General features: G+C 58.7%; 11 protein-coding genes and 1 CRISPR repeat array. Of the genes, 4 read left to right on the plus strand and 7 right to left on the minus strand.

Annotated features, from left to right (window positions below):
• Positions 1 to 343 precede the first annotated feature (343 nt).
• Positions 344 to 1768 (minus strand): inorganic phosphate transporter, encoded by a 1425-nt coding sequence (locus QWU00_RS04640; protein WP_035378447.1) that lies wholly within the window; start codon positions 1766 to 1768, stop codon positions 344 to 346.
• Between the two features lie 125 nt (positions 1769 to 1893).
• Positions 1894 to 2427 carry an RrF2 family transcriptional regulator gene (locus QWU00_RS04645; RefSeq protein WP_035378446.1) on the minus strand — a complete coding sequence of 178 codons (534 nt, stop codon included), beginning with the start codon at positions 2425 to 2427 and terminating at the stop codon, positions 1894 to 1896.
• A gap of 84 nt (positions 2428 to 2511) precedes the next feature.
• Between QWU00_RS04645 and hmpA the strand changes: the two genes are divergently transcribed.
• Positions 2512 to 3744, plus strand: a complete 1233-nt coding sequence (gene hmpA / locus QWU00_RS04650) for an NO-inducible flavohemoprotein (RefSeq protein WP_035378444.1) — start codon at positions 2512 to 2514, stop codon at positions 3742 to 3744.
• Between the two features lie 365 nt (positions 3745 to 4109).
• Entirely contained in the window at positions 4110 to 4499 is a 390-nt protein-coding gene (locus QWU00_RS04655; protein WP_052051201.1) for a DUF488 domain-containing protein, read from the plus strand.
• Between the two features lie 151 nt (positions 4500 to 4650).
• On the opposite strand, the gene QWU00_RS04660 is transcribed toward QWU00_RS04655, so the two are convergent.
• A complete protein-coding gene (locus QWU00_RS04660; protein WP_035378437.1) occupies positions 4651 to 5295 on the minus strand; it encodes a hypothetical protein in 645 nt (214 codons plus the stop codon).
• Between the two features lie 775 nt (positions 5296 to 6070).
• On the opposite strand from QWU00_RS04660, the gene purU reads away from it, so the two are divergent.
• Positions 6071 to 6916: a formyltetrahydrofolate deformylase gene (gene purU, locus QWU00_RS04665; protein WP_035378434.1), complete on the plus strand. Its 846-nt coding sequence runs from the start codon at positions 6071 to 6073 to the stop codon at positions 6914 to 6916.
• 118 nt (positions 6917 to 7034) lie between these two features.
• A CRISPR array of direct repeats spans positions 7035 to 8401; the repeat unit is 32 nt; unit sequence GTTTCTATCCACGCTCCCGCACGGGGAGCGAC.
• A gap of 319 nt (positions 8402 to 8720) precedes the next feature.
• On the plus strand, positions 8721 to 9266 hold the full coding sequence (locus tag QWU00_RS04670) for a CPBP family glutamic-type intramembrane protease (RefSeq protein WP_081938971.1): 546 nt from the start codon (positions 8721 to 8723) through the stop codon (positions 9264 to 9266).
• Positions 9267 to 9270: 4 nt separating this feature from the next.
• On the opposite strand, the gene pnuC is transcribed toward QWU00_RS04670, so the two are convergent.
• The 4 genes from pnuC to QWU00_RS04690 form a co-directional block, all read right to left on the minus strand.
• Positions 9271 to 9846, minus strand: a complete 576-nt coding sequence (gene pnuC / locus QWU00_RS04675) for a nicotinamide riboside transporter PnuC (protein ID WP_035378430.1) — start codon at positions 9844 to 9846, stop codon at positions 9271 to 9273.
• 186 nt (positions 9847 to 10032) lie between these two features.
• Positions 10033 to 11661: a phosphotransferase enzyme family protein gene (locus QWU00_RS04680; RefSeq protein WP_035378428.1), complete on the minus strand. Its 1629-nt coding sequence runs from the start codon at positions 11659 to 11661 to the stop codon at positions 10033 to 10035.
• 2 nt (positions 11662 to 11663) lie between these two features.
• Positions 11664 to 14384, minus strand: a complete 2721-nt coding sequence (locus QWU00_RS04685) for a TonB-dependent receptor (protein ID WP_035378426.1) — start codon at positions 14382 to 14384, stop codon at positions 11664 to 11666.
• Positions 14384 to 15640: a cation:proton antiporter gene (locus QWU00_RS04690; RefSeq protein ID WP_035378424.1), complete on the minus strand. Its 1257-nt coding sequence runs from the start codon at positions 15638 to 15640 to the stop codon at positions 14384 to 14386. Before QWU00_RS04690 ends, QWU00_RS04685 begins: the two co-directional genes overlap by 1 nt.
• Between the last annotated feature and the right edge of the window lie 76 nt (positions 15641 to 15716).

The following is a 15716-nucleotide window of genomic DNA, read 5'->3' on the forward strand; positions in this document are numbered from 1 at the left end:
TCAACCTACGCAAATCAGATATAATTGGTTTGATTTTAGATATATTCAATCTTGTTTTCCACCAAGTATATCAGCATCAAGTCAGCCATTCTTCTATGTTTCGGTTACTATTTATTCATCGCGTCAAAGATGGTAGGTGGAATATTGATGCTCGTTCACGATCTCGCTGGTTACGACTGACAGCATTATATAGTGTTGACGATGGGGAACTCCCGGTCTTCTGCTCAGAAATTAAGTATGTCTCTGAGGTCAAAGGCAATCACTGTTCCAGATCATGGGCTACTTCTGCATCGAGCAAGAAAAGTCCGTCACAGTTCTTACCGTATCTGTCGGAAGAGGCGGCTTACAGGCTCAGCACGTAGAATAACAGTGCGGCCAGAATAATAGTAACCGGCAGCGTGGCCAGCCATGCCAGCACAATGCGGCTCACCATGCTGCGCTGCACCCCACTGCCGGAGCCGAGCATGCTGCCCGCAATCCCTGCGGTAACAATATGCGTGGTGCTGACCGGCAGCCCCGTATAACCGGCGGTAAGAATAAGCCCGGCCCCCACCAGTTCAGCCGAGGCCCCTTGGGCTGGGGTCAGGTGTGTGCGGCCAATTTTTTCGCCCAGTGTGCGCACGATCCGCTGGTAGCCAATCATGGTGCCAAGGCTCAGGCAGGCCGCACTCAGCAGGCGCACCCACCATGGCGCAAATTCCACCACCGGCTTCAACTCCGCCTGCAAGGCTTTGGCCGTAGCCTTGACCCGGGCCGGAACCGCCGCCTGATGCATCACCTTCTTCAGCCCCGCCACAACCTGAAACACATCTCCCCGCTGCACTACGGCCAAGGCGGCGTCCGTCTGGCCAGCCTGCGGGGCCGCTGCCCTCTGTACGGTTTGGGAGGCAACTGGATTTTCCGCAGCCTCGCTCTGGGCGCGCAGGCGGGCCGCAGCCGCAAGGGCATCGGCGCGGAGGCCGTCATGATCGTACTGCTCCAGAATCTGCTGCATCTGGACCGCGTGGGCAGGGGCCAGCGGTAGGCGATGCGCCTCATGCGGGTTCAGCGCATAGAGGGCGGGCCACAGGCCCACCACGGTAAGCATGATCAGCCCGATGCTCTTCTGTCCATCATTGCTGCCGTGGGAGAAGCTGACGGCGCTACAGGTGCCCACCAGCAGCCAGCGCACCCACCCGCTTGGCGGCGCATCACCCTCGGGCGGCGGCTGATATAGGGCGGGGTCTTTCACCACAGCGCGCAGCACCTGATACAGAAGCCCTGCCCCCACCAACCCCAGAACGGGCGAGAAAGCCAGCGCCTCCAGCACCTTTGTCACCTGTTGCCAGTCCACCCCATCGCCCAGATGGCGGCCGTGCAGGAAGGAATCGCCAATAGCCACCCCCACAATGGCCCCGATCACACAATGGGAACTGGAGTTGGGAATACCCGCCCGCCATGTGAACAGGTTCCATGTCAGCGCCGTGCCAAACATAGCCAGCAGCATGGGCACAGCGGGCGCACCATCGGGTGGGGAGAGCGCATCAGGTGGCAGCAATTCCACCAGCGCATAGGCCACACTCAGGCCACCTGCCAGCACCCCCAGAAAATTCATGATACCGGAAAGCACCACCGCCACGGCAGGCCGGAGGGAGCGGGTGTAAATGACCGTCGCCACCGCGTTTGCGGTGTCATGAAAGCCGTTCACGAACTCGAACACGCATACCAGCACGCCACAGAGAGCCAGCATGGCGATTGAAAGTGGTGAATCAGGCGTGAAGTGGAGCATGAGGAAACGGACAGACCTTCTGAGTTAAGCCGCCCGTTGCATAGAGGAAGAAAGGCCTGTTTTTAATCCCGTCCCCCGTGTTTTTTCCGCATGTGTCCGCCCCAAAGGGGGGTAGCGGCAGGGTGTCAGGCCACTTTTTCCGCAGTTTTCAGCGCGTTGGCCGGTGTTTCACTTGGTCCAGCCTGCATCAGAACTTTCCGCTCATAAGGGGTTAAAAGATCGGCCAGAGTGCGGCTATCGAGCACAGACATGAACGCGCCGAGCGCCTCGCCCAGCACGCCACGCAGATGACAGGCATTGGCCAGAAGGCACCCGCCTGCCCCAAAAGCAGCAGATTTACCGCCCGCCAGAGGGGCTGAACCGGAGGGTGCGCCGGGAGGGCTCATGCAGCCCACAAGGGCCATGTCTTCCTCCGTGTGGCGCACCACATCCCCCACATTGATCTGATCGGCAGGGCGGGCCAGCATCAGGCCGCCACCCCGGCCCCGCAGCGTATCCACAAAGCCGCCCCGGCCCAGGTGATGGATCACCTTCACCAGATGGTTTTCTGAAATGCCATAGGCCTCCGCCACCTCCCGTATGGAGACACGGCGGTCTGCATGCACGCCCAGATAGAGCAGCGTGCGCAGGGCGTAATCTGTGTAAAGGGTCAGACGCATGCGCAAAGATACATCACCTTGACATCTTTTTTCCAGCGCTCAATAAGATGTATGTAATTTACATCTTTAAAGGCACAGACTCCTATGGCTCCCCAGCTTGACGACACCACCCGCGCCATCATCACCGCCTGCGTGCCCGCCCTTGAGGCGCACGGGCTGGACATCACGCGGGAAATGTATGCCCGCCTGCTGGCAGACCCTGCCATCAGCGCGCTGTTCAATCGGTCGCACCAGAAAAATGGAGAACAGCCCACGGCGCTGGCGCTGGCCGTGCTGATGTATGCCCGCAACATCAATGATCTGGGCAAGCTGGGCGGCATGGTGGAACGCATTGCGGAAAAACATGTGGGCCTGAACATTCTGCCCGAACACTACCCGCATGTCGGCACTGCCCTGCTGGGGGCCATCAAGCATGTGCTGGGCGATGCCGCCACGCCGGAGATCATGGATGCGTGGGCCAAGGGCTATCAGTTTCTGGCCGACGTGCTGATCAACCGGGAAGCCCAGCTTTACACCGCCAACGCGGACGCCCCCGGCGGCTGGACCGGCTGGCGCGCCTTTACCATCCGCAACCGCGTGGCGGAGAGCGAAACCGTGATGTCCTTTGATCTGGAACCAACGGACGGCAAACCCGTGCTGCCGCACAAACCGGGCCAGTATCTCAGCTTCAACATCACCGTGCCGGAACAGGGTTCCCAGCGGCGGAACTACAGCATATCCTCCGCACCCAGCCAGAAAGGCTACCGTATCAGCGTGCGCCGTCAGCCTGAGGGGCTTGTCTCCAACTGGCTGCATGACAGCGCGGTTGTGGGCACGGAGTTGCTGGTATCCGCCCCTGCCGGGTCCTTCACTCTGCCCACGCCTGTTGCCGCCCCCATTGTGCTACTGAGCGCTGGCGTAGGGCTGACGCCTTTCCAGTCCATGGTGGATACACTGACCGCAGACATTGGCGCGCAAACAGGCACGGCTTCCGGCCTGCACTACATCCACGGCACGCACTCCGCCCAGACCGAAGCCTTCGGCCCCCATATCCGCGCCCTTGCGGCCAAAGGGGCTATCAAAGCCGATGTATTCTACAGTCACGGGCCGCTCCCGGCTGAGCAGACTGCTGGCACAACCGCGCATCAGGGCCGCGTGACTGTGGAGTGGGTGCGCGCCAATACTGCACCAGACGCCGTGTATTACATCTGCGGACCAGAAGGCTTCATGCAGGACATGATCTCCGGCCTGAAAGCGGCGGGCGTTCCGGAAAACCGCCTGCGGCATGAGGTATTCGGCCCCGCTACCACAGTGGAAGATGCGCTCTGCGCCGCCTGACTTGACCGCCAGAGGCAGACTTGTGACCTCTCTTATTATCAGGGAGAACATGGGTCTGTCTCACGCACTGTTTGGAACAGCCAGCATAATCAACCGCCAAAAACAACCTGACCGACCTGACCAACTTTTCAAACAGCCTTTTAACGGAACAGTAAAGCGGAGGCCACATCCGTCAGAGCGGGCGCAAGTCCGCCACGCTGGAGCAAGGAGACATAGACGCTGGTTCTGCTGCCCTTTTGCCGCATTCTCCGGCGAGTGTTCACCTGCACCGTTGACGCCACGCTTTGCCTTTCCCACGCTTTTTTCTTCACCCGGCTGAAGCCCCGCCCGCACAGTTCCGGCTCCAAAAACGAAGAGGATATGCCATGCCCCACGCCCATCCTTCACAGTCCGCAAGAGACCGCGTGCGCATTCGCCGCGTGTACGAAGACCCTCTGCCCGACGATGGCGCACGCGTTCTGGTGGACCGGCTGTGGCCGCGCGGTGTCAGCAAGGAGCGCGCGCACCTGACGGTGTGGCTGAAGGACATTGCCCCCAGCACCGCCCTGCGCCAGTGGTTCGGCCATGATCCCGCCCGGTGGGACGACTTTCAGCACCGCTACCGGGAGGAACTTGCCCAGAACCCGGACTGCGTGCGCCAGATTTTGGACCTTGCCCAAAAGGGACCAGTCACCTTGCTCTACGGTGCCCGCGACACCGAACATAATGAGGCCGTTGTGCTGGCGTCCTATCTATCCTCCCTGCAAGAGAATTAGGAAGCGACCATCCTCCGCAGTAAACTGGCAGGCATTTCAAGGCTCCAGAAACAGCGTTGAAAGCCTGCCATGGGCCAAAAGCCTTCACTCCCTCAGCAACAACACATATGCGCACTCGTTTTGTGCGGACATCATTCAACCGTTCCGGAACTTAGTGAGGCAGGAAAGACAGGCTGCTGATGTATTTCTGGAGGACAATGCCAAACACAACAGTAATTCCCCACAGGGCATACACAATCATCGCCTGCTCGGTCGGCAAACCTTCAAGCTTCTCCGTTTTCATGGCCACGCGGACAATTTTATGAATAACCCGGCGGCGTGGCGCCCCCTTGATCCACTGCGCTTCCGTGGTGAGAAATATCTCACTCAGCACTCCGGCATAAATATAGCCGTAAAAGAACAGGTTCATCCCGATCAGCACAGACTCTGCCAGGATTTTAGCCCACGCCATGAGTGTGAGGGTTTCCTGATGAACGGACAGAAAGGGATGGCTTAGCACCAGAAACGCAATGCCCAATGCGCCAATTGCACCGCCTTGCACGGCAGGCAGCACCGGCTTTGTAAAACCCTCCGCCAGGCCGCGCCGGATACCAGCCAGCAGCACAGTAAACGCATAAAAATATACAGCCATTTCGGCGCTTATGATCGCTCTTTCCGCAGCAGCATAAGCCGCAAGGCATAGGAGGAGGGGCAGCCAGAACGTCTTCAGCCCCACATGCTTCTGCGTCCTGAATATCTCAAAAAACCGGGCAATCCGACCCGTTACGGCTCCTTTGAAATAAAGATTTCCCGACATCGGCATTTCCTTTTTCTGGTTGTTTCAGAACAGTCCAGCTTGGAGACTGAGTGAAAAATCTGTCAGGTGCGTGGGTGGGACTGCATGCCTTGGCCTTTCATCCCGATGCGGCCACCCCGTGCCTGCATGCTTGGCCGTTGCTGCTACCATACTCCCTCGCCCCCACACCGGCAGAGTTTCACCCCCTCTTTTTAACCAAACGGACGCAGAGTCCTGCACCTCACACTCGCGCGAGCAGCGGGCACCAAGCAGGGAAAATCCACCGGCTGACACACCCCTGTCACCCGAGCCGTCTTGGCCGCGCGGCGGGTGTTTTCGTCTCTATCGGGCCTCCCGCAGTTCTTCTGGCCGGGCAAAAGAACAAACCGGGAAACGTGTCAGAAACAGGCTGTACACCTGTGCATCAGAAAACTATCCACAGAGTTTTCCCACACCCTATCCCCGGTTTCTGTGGATAAGAGTCATTGTTCTGTCACACTTCAATATACAAAAAATGGTGGTTTTCTGCGGCTTGTGGCTTTTCCTGCGGACTCAGACCGAAACAGGCTTGACGTGGCAGAAGTGTGACGATTCGAACAAATGCCAACTCATCCACATCCCTGGGCGCGGTTTTTACAGGCTTTGATTTTGTCAAGCGTTATCCATCGTCCAGTTGCAGACCGCCCCGTGCCTTGGCACAAGAGGCCACCAAACCAAGCTGGCCCTACCCGGTTTGCATCCGCACCGGGCGACAGGCCAGCCCGTATCATCCAGACGGGGATAACCACACAGGTCCATGCACTTCATTCTCACCTTTTCCTGCCCGGACCGCCCCGGCATTGTGGCGGCCATTTCCTCCGTTCTGGCCGAAAAAGGGGCCAATATCGCTGAAACCCACCAGTTCAGTGATCCAGATACCGGCACGTTGTTCATGCGGCTGGCCTTTGTGGCGCCCCGCACCAACAGCCTTGCGGACATGGAGCGCTGCCTGAGCCCGGTGGCGGAGGAATTCAGCATGACCATGCGCCTGCATGATGCCAGCGTGCTGCCGCGCATCATCATCATGGTGTCCCGCTTTGACCACGCCCTGCTCAATCTTCTGTATCAGGTGCGCGTCAACTGGCTGCGGGCGGAAATTGTCGCCATTGTCTCCAACCATCAGGACAGTGCCCAAACTGCCGCGCAGGCGGGCATTCCGTATTATTACTGGCCAGTAAACAAAGAAAACAAGGCCGAGCAGGAAGACAAGCTGCGGACATTAGTGAAGGAAACAGGGGCCTCCCTGATTGTTCTGGCCCGATACATGCAGGTGCTCTCTGACCGGCTTTCCGCTGAATTGAGCGGACAGATCATCAACATCCACCACTCCTTCCTGCCTTCCTTCAAGGGCGCACGCCCTTACCATCAGGCTTACGCGCGCGGGGTAAAGCTGATTGGCGCCACGGCCCATTACGTAACGGCTGATCTGGATGAAGGGCCTATCATTGAGCAGGAAACCGCCCGCGTCACCCACAACCTCTCCCCCGAGGACTACATTGCCACAGGCCGGGGCGTTGAATCGCAAGTTCTGGCCCGCGCGGTAAAACTGCATGTGGAACAACGTGTTATGCTAAACGGCCGCCGCACAATCGTGTTTTCCTGAATACAGAAGACGGCCACAGGGGAGAGAAAGCACCCGCCACCACAACGGGACTATAAGACTCGCCCTCCCCCGGCTACCGATCCGCACAACGCGGAGCGAAACAGCTTATGAACAGGCAGTTTCTATCCACACTCCCGCACGAGGAGCGACCACAAACCATGGTTCACCATCATGGGTCAGGACGCGTTTCTATCCACGCTCCCGCACGGGGAGCGACCGTCCCGCCAGTGCAGCAGACGCCAGCGCAGCGGGTTTCTATCCACGCTCCCGCACGGGGAGCGACTCGGCACCCACTAGGAACCAACCAGGCAGGGCGGTGTTTCTATCCACGCTCCCACACGGGGAGCGACACGAGGCAAGCTCATCATTGGTGATCTGACAAATGTTTCTATCCACGCTCCCGCACGGGGAGCGACCTTAGCCCGCACAGCTCGCCCAACGTGAGGTGCTGTTTCTATCCACGCTCCCGCACGGGGAGCGACCAAGATACTGGTCTTTCAGCTAATATCTTCGGCAAGTTTCTATCCACGCTCCCGCACGGGGAGCGACCATTCGTAAAACCGCTTTCTTTGACGTAATCAATCGTTTCTATCCACGCTCCCGCACGGGGAGCGACCTCAATATTTTCGGGTATAATTATAATGGCGCTCGTTTCTATCCACGCTCCCGCACGGGGAGCGACCACTCACGAATGTCTGCACGTCTGCCAGTAACAACCTCGTTTCTATCCACGCTCCCGCACGGGGAGCGACCTCGCCAAATTCTAAATCACGATAGACTTTGGCAGTTTCTATCCACGCTCCCGCACGGGGAGCGACCCCGTTACTATCCACGCCACAAATAGCCGCCGCCGTTTCTATCCACGCTCCCGCACGGGGAGCGACCTCACCAACGCACTTCTTTTCCAAACTCTTTTGCAGTTTCTATCCACGCTCCCGCACGGGGAGCGACCTTATACTTTGACAGATGAAATATCTAGGGCAATGTTTCTATCCACGCTCCCGCACGGGGAGCGACTGGTGATCTTTCAGCATATGTCGGCACGTTTTCAAGTTTCTATCCACGCTCCCGCACGGGGAGCGACCGTGCAGACCTCAACTCTGTGGGCAAGTAAACAGATGTTTCTATCCACGCTCCCGCACGGGGAGCGACCTTGGCCCTATCAATTGTGTATCCGAACACAAGTGTTTCTATCCACGCTCCCGCACGGGGAGCGACCGCATACTCAGGCACCTCAGTCTGATTGTGGCAGGGTTTCTATCCACGCTCCCGCACGGGGAGCGACCACGCGGCATGAGGCTATTTGCCTCGGCAATGAGCGTTTCTATCCACGCTCCCGCACGGGGAGCGACCCTATGAGGAATTTGATGCACGCCGCATTGCAATGGTTTCTATCCACGCTCCCGCACGGGGAGCGACCGTTTAACCATTTTGCAAATGTTGAGTAATGTTAGTTTCTATCCACGCTCCCGCACGGGGAGCGACCTGTGGGAGCATAGCAGCAGAAAAGGACTGGGGGAATGTGCGGGTGTGCGCGAACCTGTGTGGAAAGCGGGGAATTGTTACGCTTCCATCTGGCGGTTTGGAAGAAAATCTTTTGGTTTGAAAGGGTTATATCTTGCGCGAATCTGGCGGGGTTTTAAGGGGTGATTGGGGTTCGCGCTGGTCTGCCGCAAATAGGTGGGCAGTATAGCTACGTGCAGGGAATAGGGAGCGGTCAGCTATAAGGTGGCCATGGTCGTTCCTACCTGGGCCACACTATTTTGTCGCACACAGCATGATTTCATGGTGGTAGCATACTATAATGACGACACCACCCGGATTATATACTGCATCCGCCTCATCCTTTCCGCCATCAACTGACATTATGCGGGAGCCTCTCGTCAACTGGCGTATCTGCCTGCTGTGTTATGCGGTCCTGCTGGTGCTCGGCGCGGGTGGCAATACTCTGCACCTTGTGCCCCCTGCCAACCTGCCACAGGCTGAGTTTCCGCAGTTTGTTATAGCAGCCACGCTTGTTGCGCCTGTTCTTGAAACTTTTCTCTTTTTCTATCTCCCTTACCATGTTCTGAAAAAACTGATTTCCTCGCCCCGTATTGTATGGGGTCTTTCTTTTCTGACGACGGCATTCCTGTTTGTTATCTGCCACCATGGCGGTTCTCATTTATATAGAAACTGGCTGATGGCGTCTCATGTCGGGCTAACAGGGACACTCTGCTTTATGGGGTGTTTTTATCTGACAACGCAGTCCGACCGGGGCAGCCCGTTCTGGAGCACTGCTCTGTGCCATCTGTTCTATAATAGCACGCTGGCTTTTGTGCTCTGCCTATCGTTCTGGTTAGGGAACTAGGTTTTCAGTCGCGTCTGTAGTCTGCCATGGTGCCTGCCCTGCGCCACTGCCGCAGCCCTGCGGCTGCCAGCACCACAAACGCGGCGTAGAGTGCGGCGGTAAGATAGAGTTCGCGCACCAGAAAGAGGCCAGTATAGAGCGTATCCACCACAATCCAGACCCACCAGTTTGCCAGATAGCGGCGAGCCATCCAGATCTGGCCCAGAATACTGTAGGCGCTGAGCAGAGCATCCAGCAGTGGCATGGGATCATCCGTTGTGGCACGAAGCAGCAGGCCCAGCGCCATGCCTCCGGCAGCACTTGCAGCCAGCCCGTAATATAATGCTGCGTTGGAAAGAGGCATGATGGTGACTGCCCCTTTCTCCTCCACGCCGCGCAGCCACCGCCACCAGCCATAGAGGGACAATGTGGCAAACACAGCTTGCAAGGCGGTATCGGCATACAAACGCGCCTGCCAGAACACCACGCCATACAACACGGAAGCTATCAGCATAATGGGCCAGCACAGCATGATGCGGCGGCCCGTAAGCCAGACGCCCAGCGCGCTGGCGACCACCGCAGCGATTTCAAGCGGGCTCATGCAGGGAATGTCCTGTGTTGCTCACACGCCATTGCCCAACCCCGCACTGTGAAAACTGGCAGGACACCCATCAAAGCAGGGTAAAAACAAGGCTGTTTTAACAATATCTTTTGAAAATATGGCATCACATAATTCCACCCAGCCTGTTTTCTCCCGTTCAATCGGAGAGGGGCCTGACGCTGCCTTTCAGGCATGGGGACGATGCTCCGATGCAGAAGAAGCAGCCGCGTCGATAGCGGGCGAAACATGGGCCGCATATCGGGTCAGCCAGTCCAGAAGCGCCTGCCCCTCCGGCCCGGCGAACCAGCGGGCATGGCCCAGAAGATAATCAGCATACGCAACATCCGCCGAGGCATGATCCTGCAAAAGTGTTCCAAAATAAGCGACTTCCGAAAGCGCAAATTCCACATGCACCAACGGCAGGAACGCCACCAGTTGCGCCCATTCCACTGCGCCAAGAGGGTGCGTGGCATGGTATCCTTGCAAAAATGCCTCAAGTTGCGCGTAGGCTACCACCCCATGGGAGCGGGAAAGGTCCAGCCAGTCGATCATGCTGCGTTCTATGGCCACGGCCAGATCAAACGGAACGCAGGTGCGCTCGGCCATGCCGAAATCCAGAATGCAGGATACTTTGGCTTCTGTTTTCGTTTCTTCCGGATTTTGCCAGAACAGATTGGAACCGTGCCAGTCTCCATGCCCCCAGCAGGAACGAATATGGGGGAGCAGCGGGCGCAATACGGCATGGAACGGCGTAAGCACAGCCTGCACATCGTCCTCCCACGTATGGGGTGCAAGCTGTTCCGCCAGACCGGGGTGCTCCTTTACCCATTGCCGCAATGCGGGGAGCAGATCTGACTGGCCAAGGGCGTTCATGCTGGATGTCAGCGGCCTACCGGCAGGCACAGCCATACCTTGTGAAAAATCGTCTTTCCCTGAGGTATTTTCCGCCTGCGTCTTCGTGCCCTGCCTTTGTGGGGCGGGCACGGTCCCCTCTCCACGAGATGGTGCCGCATAATCAGATGCCGCCAGATGCAGGCGGCCCAGCGCCTGCCCGGCAGCGCGGGCATGAGCAGTAGAGTGATAAGGTTTCCAGGACATCACATCCCGGTAGTCATCCTGGCCGGGGGCAGGTGGAAACAGTTCATAGGTCCACTCTCCCTGCGCCAGTGCCGTATGGCCGGAGCGCGTTGCCACTGGCAGGCAGACGGGCACATCTTTGGCCGCCAGATGCCGCATGAAGGCATGCTCTTCCTCCAGCGCGGCAACAGTGCGCAGGCTGGCGTGGTGCCGTTTGAGAATAAAAGCGGCTTCTGGCTGGGATAAACTGACGTCATGTTCGGCAATCTGGCTGAACGTATGCGCCGTATTATCCCCCTCCGCCACTGCATCAGGTTGCGAGACAAGCACACGCGCCGCTGCGGAAAAGGGGCGCATGCTGTGCCACACAATCCGCACAGCGGAAGGAGCGGAAGGAGCGGAAGGATAATGGGCCAGAACGGACTGCACTTCTGCAAGGGTAAGGCAGGGCCAGTCCCGTTTGGTTTGCACACCATGCACGCCAAACTGGCCGGGCTGGGCATGATCCTCAGCAGTGGCCTTCTGGTCTCTCTCTCCCGCACTGGGTCTGTCTGCACTGGCACCCTGCACGCGGGCAGGATGTGAGGAGCCGTGCTCAGGCGCTGCTTTCTGCGGTGTTACTGAAGGCTTGGCCTGCCCCCCCCCGCTTTCCCTCAGGTTATCAGCGTTTTTCTGTTCCGCTCCGGTTGGGCCGGTGTCGGTACGGCCTGTTCCGGGTGCGTGTGGTTTCTCCGCCACGCCTAGAACCCGGTTGATGCCGTGAACAGGGCGGCAAATCCTCCGCCAATGTAATAATCAGGGCTTTCACCCGCTATGGTGGTGCCATAACGGCCTGTTGTGTCCTTGGCGTTTGATGTGGGGTCCGCCACGCCGGAGAGGTAATGCTGGTTGGTGATATTGATAAAATTCATGCGCAGTTCGGGCCGATGCAGGAATGAGGCATCATTGAACCGATACCCCACGGCCATGTTGGCCGTTACGTAATCGGGCATGCGTTCATCATTCATGAAGGTAGCATATTGGTGCCCGGTATATTTGACCGTGAACACGCCAAAGGCATGGCCATCATCATAGGTCAGCCCAGCAGCGGCCTGAAGCGTGGGGCTGCGCACGGCCCGTTTGCCGCGTGTGGGCAACAGATCACCGCCAGACATGAGATCATTATCAATGGTGGCGTGCAGATATTCACCAGACACGTAGGGGCTGAAATGGTGCCACGGGCGCAGGCCCAGTTCCACATCCACACCGCGCGATGTCTGGCCGCCCGCATTGAGGGTGGAGGACACATAGGAGCCATTGATAACCCCCAGTGTTTCAATCTGGCGGTTTGTAAAATTGTAGTTGAACAGCATGAGGCTACCCACCAGCAGATCATCCGCATAACGGTAGCCCAGTTCTTCAGAAATGGAATATTCGTTTTTGACGTTGGTGGCGCCCTGCATGCTCAACGCGCCAGACTGAGGATCATACGCGCTGTAGAGCGCTGTTTCCGCCGGGGTGCGGAAATTGGTTGTGGTATTGAAAAACACCTGATGGTGCGGCGTGATCTGATACCGCACGGCCAGACGCGGTAACGGAACCGCCGTGTTGGTGTTGGCGTGATAAGCGGACCCCGGCATGGCGTTGGTGCCGTTGCGCGTAAGCATGACCTCCTTGAACCCGGCGGAGAGCAGGAGTTTATCATGCAGTAGGGAGAGGCTGTCGCTCACAAACAGGGCGTTGGTCTGGGAAATGGTATGGTTGTTCACCGCCCGGAACAGGCTGCCATCCGCCAGTGTGAGGGACGTGCCGTGGCTGCCACCCCATATATCACGGGCATTGCCGTTTTCACTGACAGGTGTGAAGCTCTGATACTCGGCATCATCGGAATAATCATACCAGTAGCCTGCGGTCAGCGTGTTCGGGCCATGCCGCCATTCCAGAGCCGTGGTAAAGCCGGAGCGATAGCTGCGCTGGGTATAATCCGCCCGCACGGTGGCCATGCCATCCTGCGTGCTGGGCAGCGTGAAGCTGTCCGGCAGAAGCTGGTTGCCGTTCCACAACCCGGATGTGGGGATGGTTGTGCCCCCCGGTGCGTTGCCATAAGCGCCCTGTGCATATGGGGTTGTGCGCCATGTCAGCCCATGGGCCATATGCAGTTCAACCGGAGCCGCCAGATACAGCGTGCGTTCAGGCTGGCGATAAAGCCGCCAGTAATCCGTGCCCTGTGCGTCATTTTGCAGATTATAATGCCGGGCAAGGTTGTTTGCGCCGTGAATGCCATCCTCCGCCCAGCTTTCCTTGGTAGCCTGCGGGTAATAGCTGTCTATGGCCTGATTCCATGAGCCCAGCAGCGCCACGCTGTTCTGCCTGCCCCATGTTTTGAGCAGCTTGAAATCCACATGCTGGCGTTCATCCCGTCCGGGGCCGCGCCAGTTATCCGCAGCACCGTGGGAATAGGACACAAACCCGCGCAGGCCCGTCTTGCCAATCTCGCCGCTATCCAGCCGAATGAATTCGCGGTTGGTGTCATAAGACCCGTAGGAGACATTCACCATCCCCCCGGCTTTTTCCGCCGGGGTGCGGAACCGCAGGTTCATCAGCCCGCCAGCGGCATTTAGCACCGGGCTTTCAATATCTGCTGATCCCTGCGCCAGCGCCACGCTTTCATAATTCTCGCTATCGGCAAACTGGCTGGGGTAGCCGGTATAATAGGCAATATCATTCAGCGGCATGCCTTCCAGCACGTACCCAATGGCATCCCCGTTCAGCCCACGCACCGAGATATTGGTCTGGGGAGAAAAACCCAGCGGATCAGATGAGGACACGTTGGCCCCCGGCAGAACGGACACCAGATCATACGCCGTGGCGGAAGGCGCCTGCCGGGCAATGTAATCCGAACCAATCACGCTGACGGATTGCGGCACTGTCTGCGGGCGGATCATCCCGCCGCCAGCATGCAGGGCCACGGGATCTGCCGTAACCTCCACATGTTCCACGCCCTCCGCCTGAGCCGAACCGGGAGGTGCTTGCCGTGCCTGAGCCGAACGTGCTGACTGACGTGTGCTCCCGTTCCGTGCCGCATACCCTTGCCTGTGTGCGGGCGTAACCGCTGCCTGCCCGGCGCTTGCCGCCCCGGCTGGTGAGGCAGCCTGACCACCCTGCGCGCTTACTGCCGCTGCCGGACCCGTGCCCTGCCCGCTGGAAGAAGACACCGCTGATGGAACCGCCCCAGAGGATGAAGCCGCGGACGTGACGGAAGCCCCCCCATAAGACCGCGTGGGTGCAGCGGCCCCGGATGCGGCCTCAGCAGATGCGGACCCAGCCGAACCTTGTGTGGCGGCAGATGCGGCACCGGATGCCGCTGGCTGTGCCGCCGCCAGCGCCATGCCGGGAAAACCCGATATGTCACCCGCAAGCGCGACGCTGGAGAGAACCGCAGACGTAAGCAGACGGAAGCGGGCGGTAGGCCGCATGAGCATCAGGCAGAGCTTTCCTGTTCAGAAGAATGGAATTTGCGCACCACGGGGCCGATGCTTAGCCCCTGCACAAGAATGGTAAACACGACCACCGCATAACAGACTCCCATCAAGATGTCGCGCATGGGGCCTTCTGGCAGGCTGAGCGCCAGCGAGACAGAAATACCCCCGCGCAGGCCGCCCCATGTCAACACGGCCAGAACGCCCATGCGGTCCTGCCGGCTGACATAAACGGGCAGCATGGCCAGCAGCACACTCAGCCCACGTGCCAGAATGGAGAGCGGCACCGCCAGCGCCATGGCCATCAGCAACGGCACGTTGAAGGCAACATTGAGCACCTGAAACCCTATCAGCACAAACAGCATAATGTTCAGGATCTCGTCCACCAGCGACCAGAACAGCCGCATATCCTTGCGGCCCTGCGCGGAGATCATGGCCTGCGTGCGAGGTGCCGCAAGCATGAAACCCGCCATCACCACCGCTATGGGGCCGGAAAGCCCCCATGCACCTGCCAGACTGTATGCACTGCTGCACAGGGCCAGAGAGATAAGCAGTTCAAGATGGGCATCTTTCACCAGCCGTAGGGCCCGCACAGCCAGCCACCCGCAGGCAAGGCCCAGCACAACGCCCCCTCCGGCCTCCAGCGCAAAGGCTTCCGCCAGATGCACGATGGACGGAGGATGATCTTCATGCGCAACACCTAGCGCCACGGTGAAAATCACCACGCCCACGCCGTCATTCAGCAGGCTTTCCCCTGCAAACAGGGCCTGAACCGGCCCCGGCAGGCCCAGCCTGCGCAACATGCCCACCACGGAAACCGGATCTGTTGGCGCAAGAACGGCCCCCAGCACCACGCACCATGCGGGAGAGACTGAAAGCCCCACCAGCCGGAACACGCCCCATATGCCGGATGCAAACAGAATAACCGCCAGAAACGTGCCCAGAATGGCCAGCGCAATAACCGAGAACTTACGCAGCAGGAGGTAGTGCATATCCACCCCCAGCGCCCCGGCAAACAGCAGGAAGGCCAATGCGCCCTGCATCAGGCTGGTTGGCATATCAATCTGGGCCAGAAGCTGGTGGGCCATATGCGCGCCGCGCCACGGCATGAAGATATCTGCCAGCACCAGAACGCCTGATACCAGCAGGGAGATAACCAGAACCCCCACCGTAAGGGGCAGCCGCAACAGCCGATGATTGATAATGCCAAAAACCGTGGAGAGGGTAATGACAACGGCAAACAGGCCAAGGGAGGTCATGCTACGGCCCTTTCACCACGGAGCAGAGGATAAAGCGCCACTGCCGGGGCCGCCTGATGGTGCATGGTTCTCTCTA

It is taken from the genome of Acetobacter tropicalis (assembly GCF_030644465.1).
GTDB classification, from domain to species: domain Bacteria; phylum Pseudomonadota; class Alphaproteobacteria; order Acetobacterales; family Acetobacteraceae; genus Acetobacter; species Acetobacter tropicalis.

Bases quoted from the DNA above. Each gene is read 5' to 3' on its own strand.
- QWU00_RS04685 (WP_035378426.1), bottom strand. From the start codon at position 14,384: ATGCTCATGCGGCCTACCGCCCGCTTCCGTCTGCTTACGTCTGCGGTT.
- QWU00_RS04640 (WP_035378447.1), bottom strand. From the start codon at position 1,768: ATGCTCCACTTCACGCCTGATTCACCACTTTCAATCGCCATGCTGGCT.
- hmpA (WP_035378444.1), top strand. From the start codon at position 2,512: ATGGCTCCCCAGCTTGACGACACCACCCGCGCCATCATCACCGCCTGC.
- QWU00_RS04670 (WP_081938971.1), top strand. From the start codon at position 8,721: ATGACGACACCACCCGGATTATATACTGCATCCGCCTCATCCTTTCCG.
- QWU00_RS04660 (WP_035378437.1), bottom strand. From the start codon at position 5,295: ATGTCGGGAAATCTTTATTTCAAAGGAGCCGTAACGGGTCGGATTGCC.
- QWU00_RS04690 (WP_035378424.1), bottom strand. From the start codon at position 15,640: ATGACCTCCCTTGGCCTGTTTGCCGTTGTCATTACCCTCTCCACGGTT.
- QWU00_RS04645 (WP_035378446.1), bottom strand. From the start codon at position 2,427: ATGCGTCTGACCCTTTACACAGATTACGCCCTGCGCACGCTGCTCTAT.
- purU (WP_035378434.1), top strand. From the start codon at position 6,071: ATGCACTTCATTCTCACCTTTTCCTGCCCGGACCGCCCCGGCATTGTG.
- pnuC (WP_035378430.1), bottom strand. From the start codon at position 9,846: ATGAGCCCGCTTGAAATCGCTGCGGTGGTCGCCAGCGCGCTGGGCGTC.
- QWU00_RS04655 (WP_052051201.1), top strand. From the start codon at position 4,110: ATGCCCCACGCCCATCCTTCACAGTCCGCAAGAGACCGCGTGCGCATT.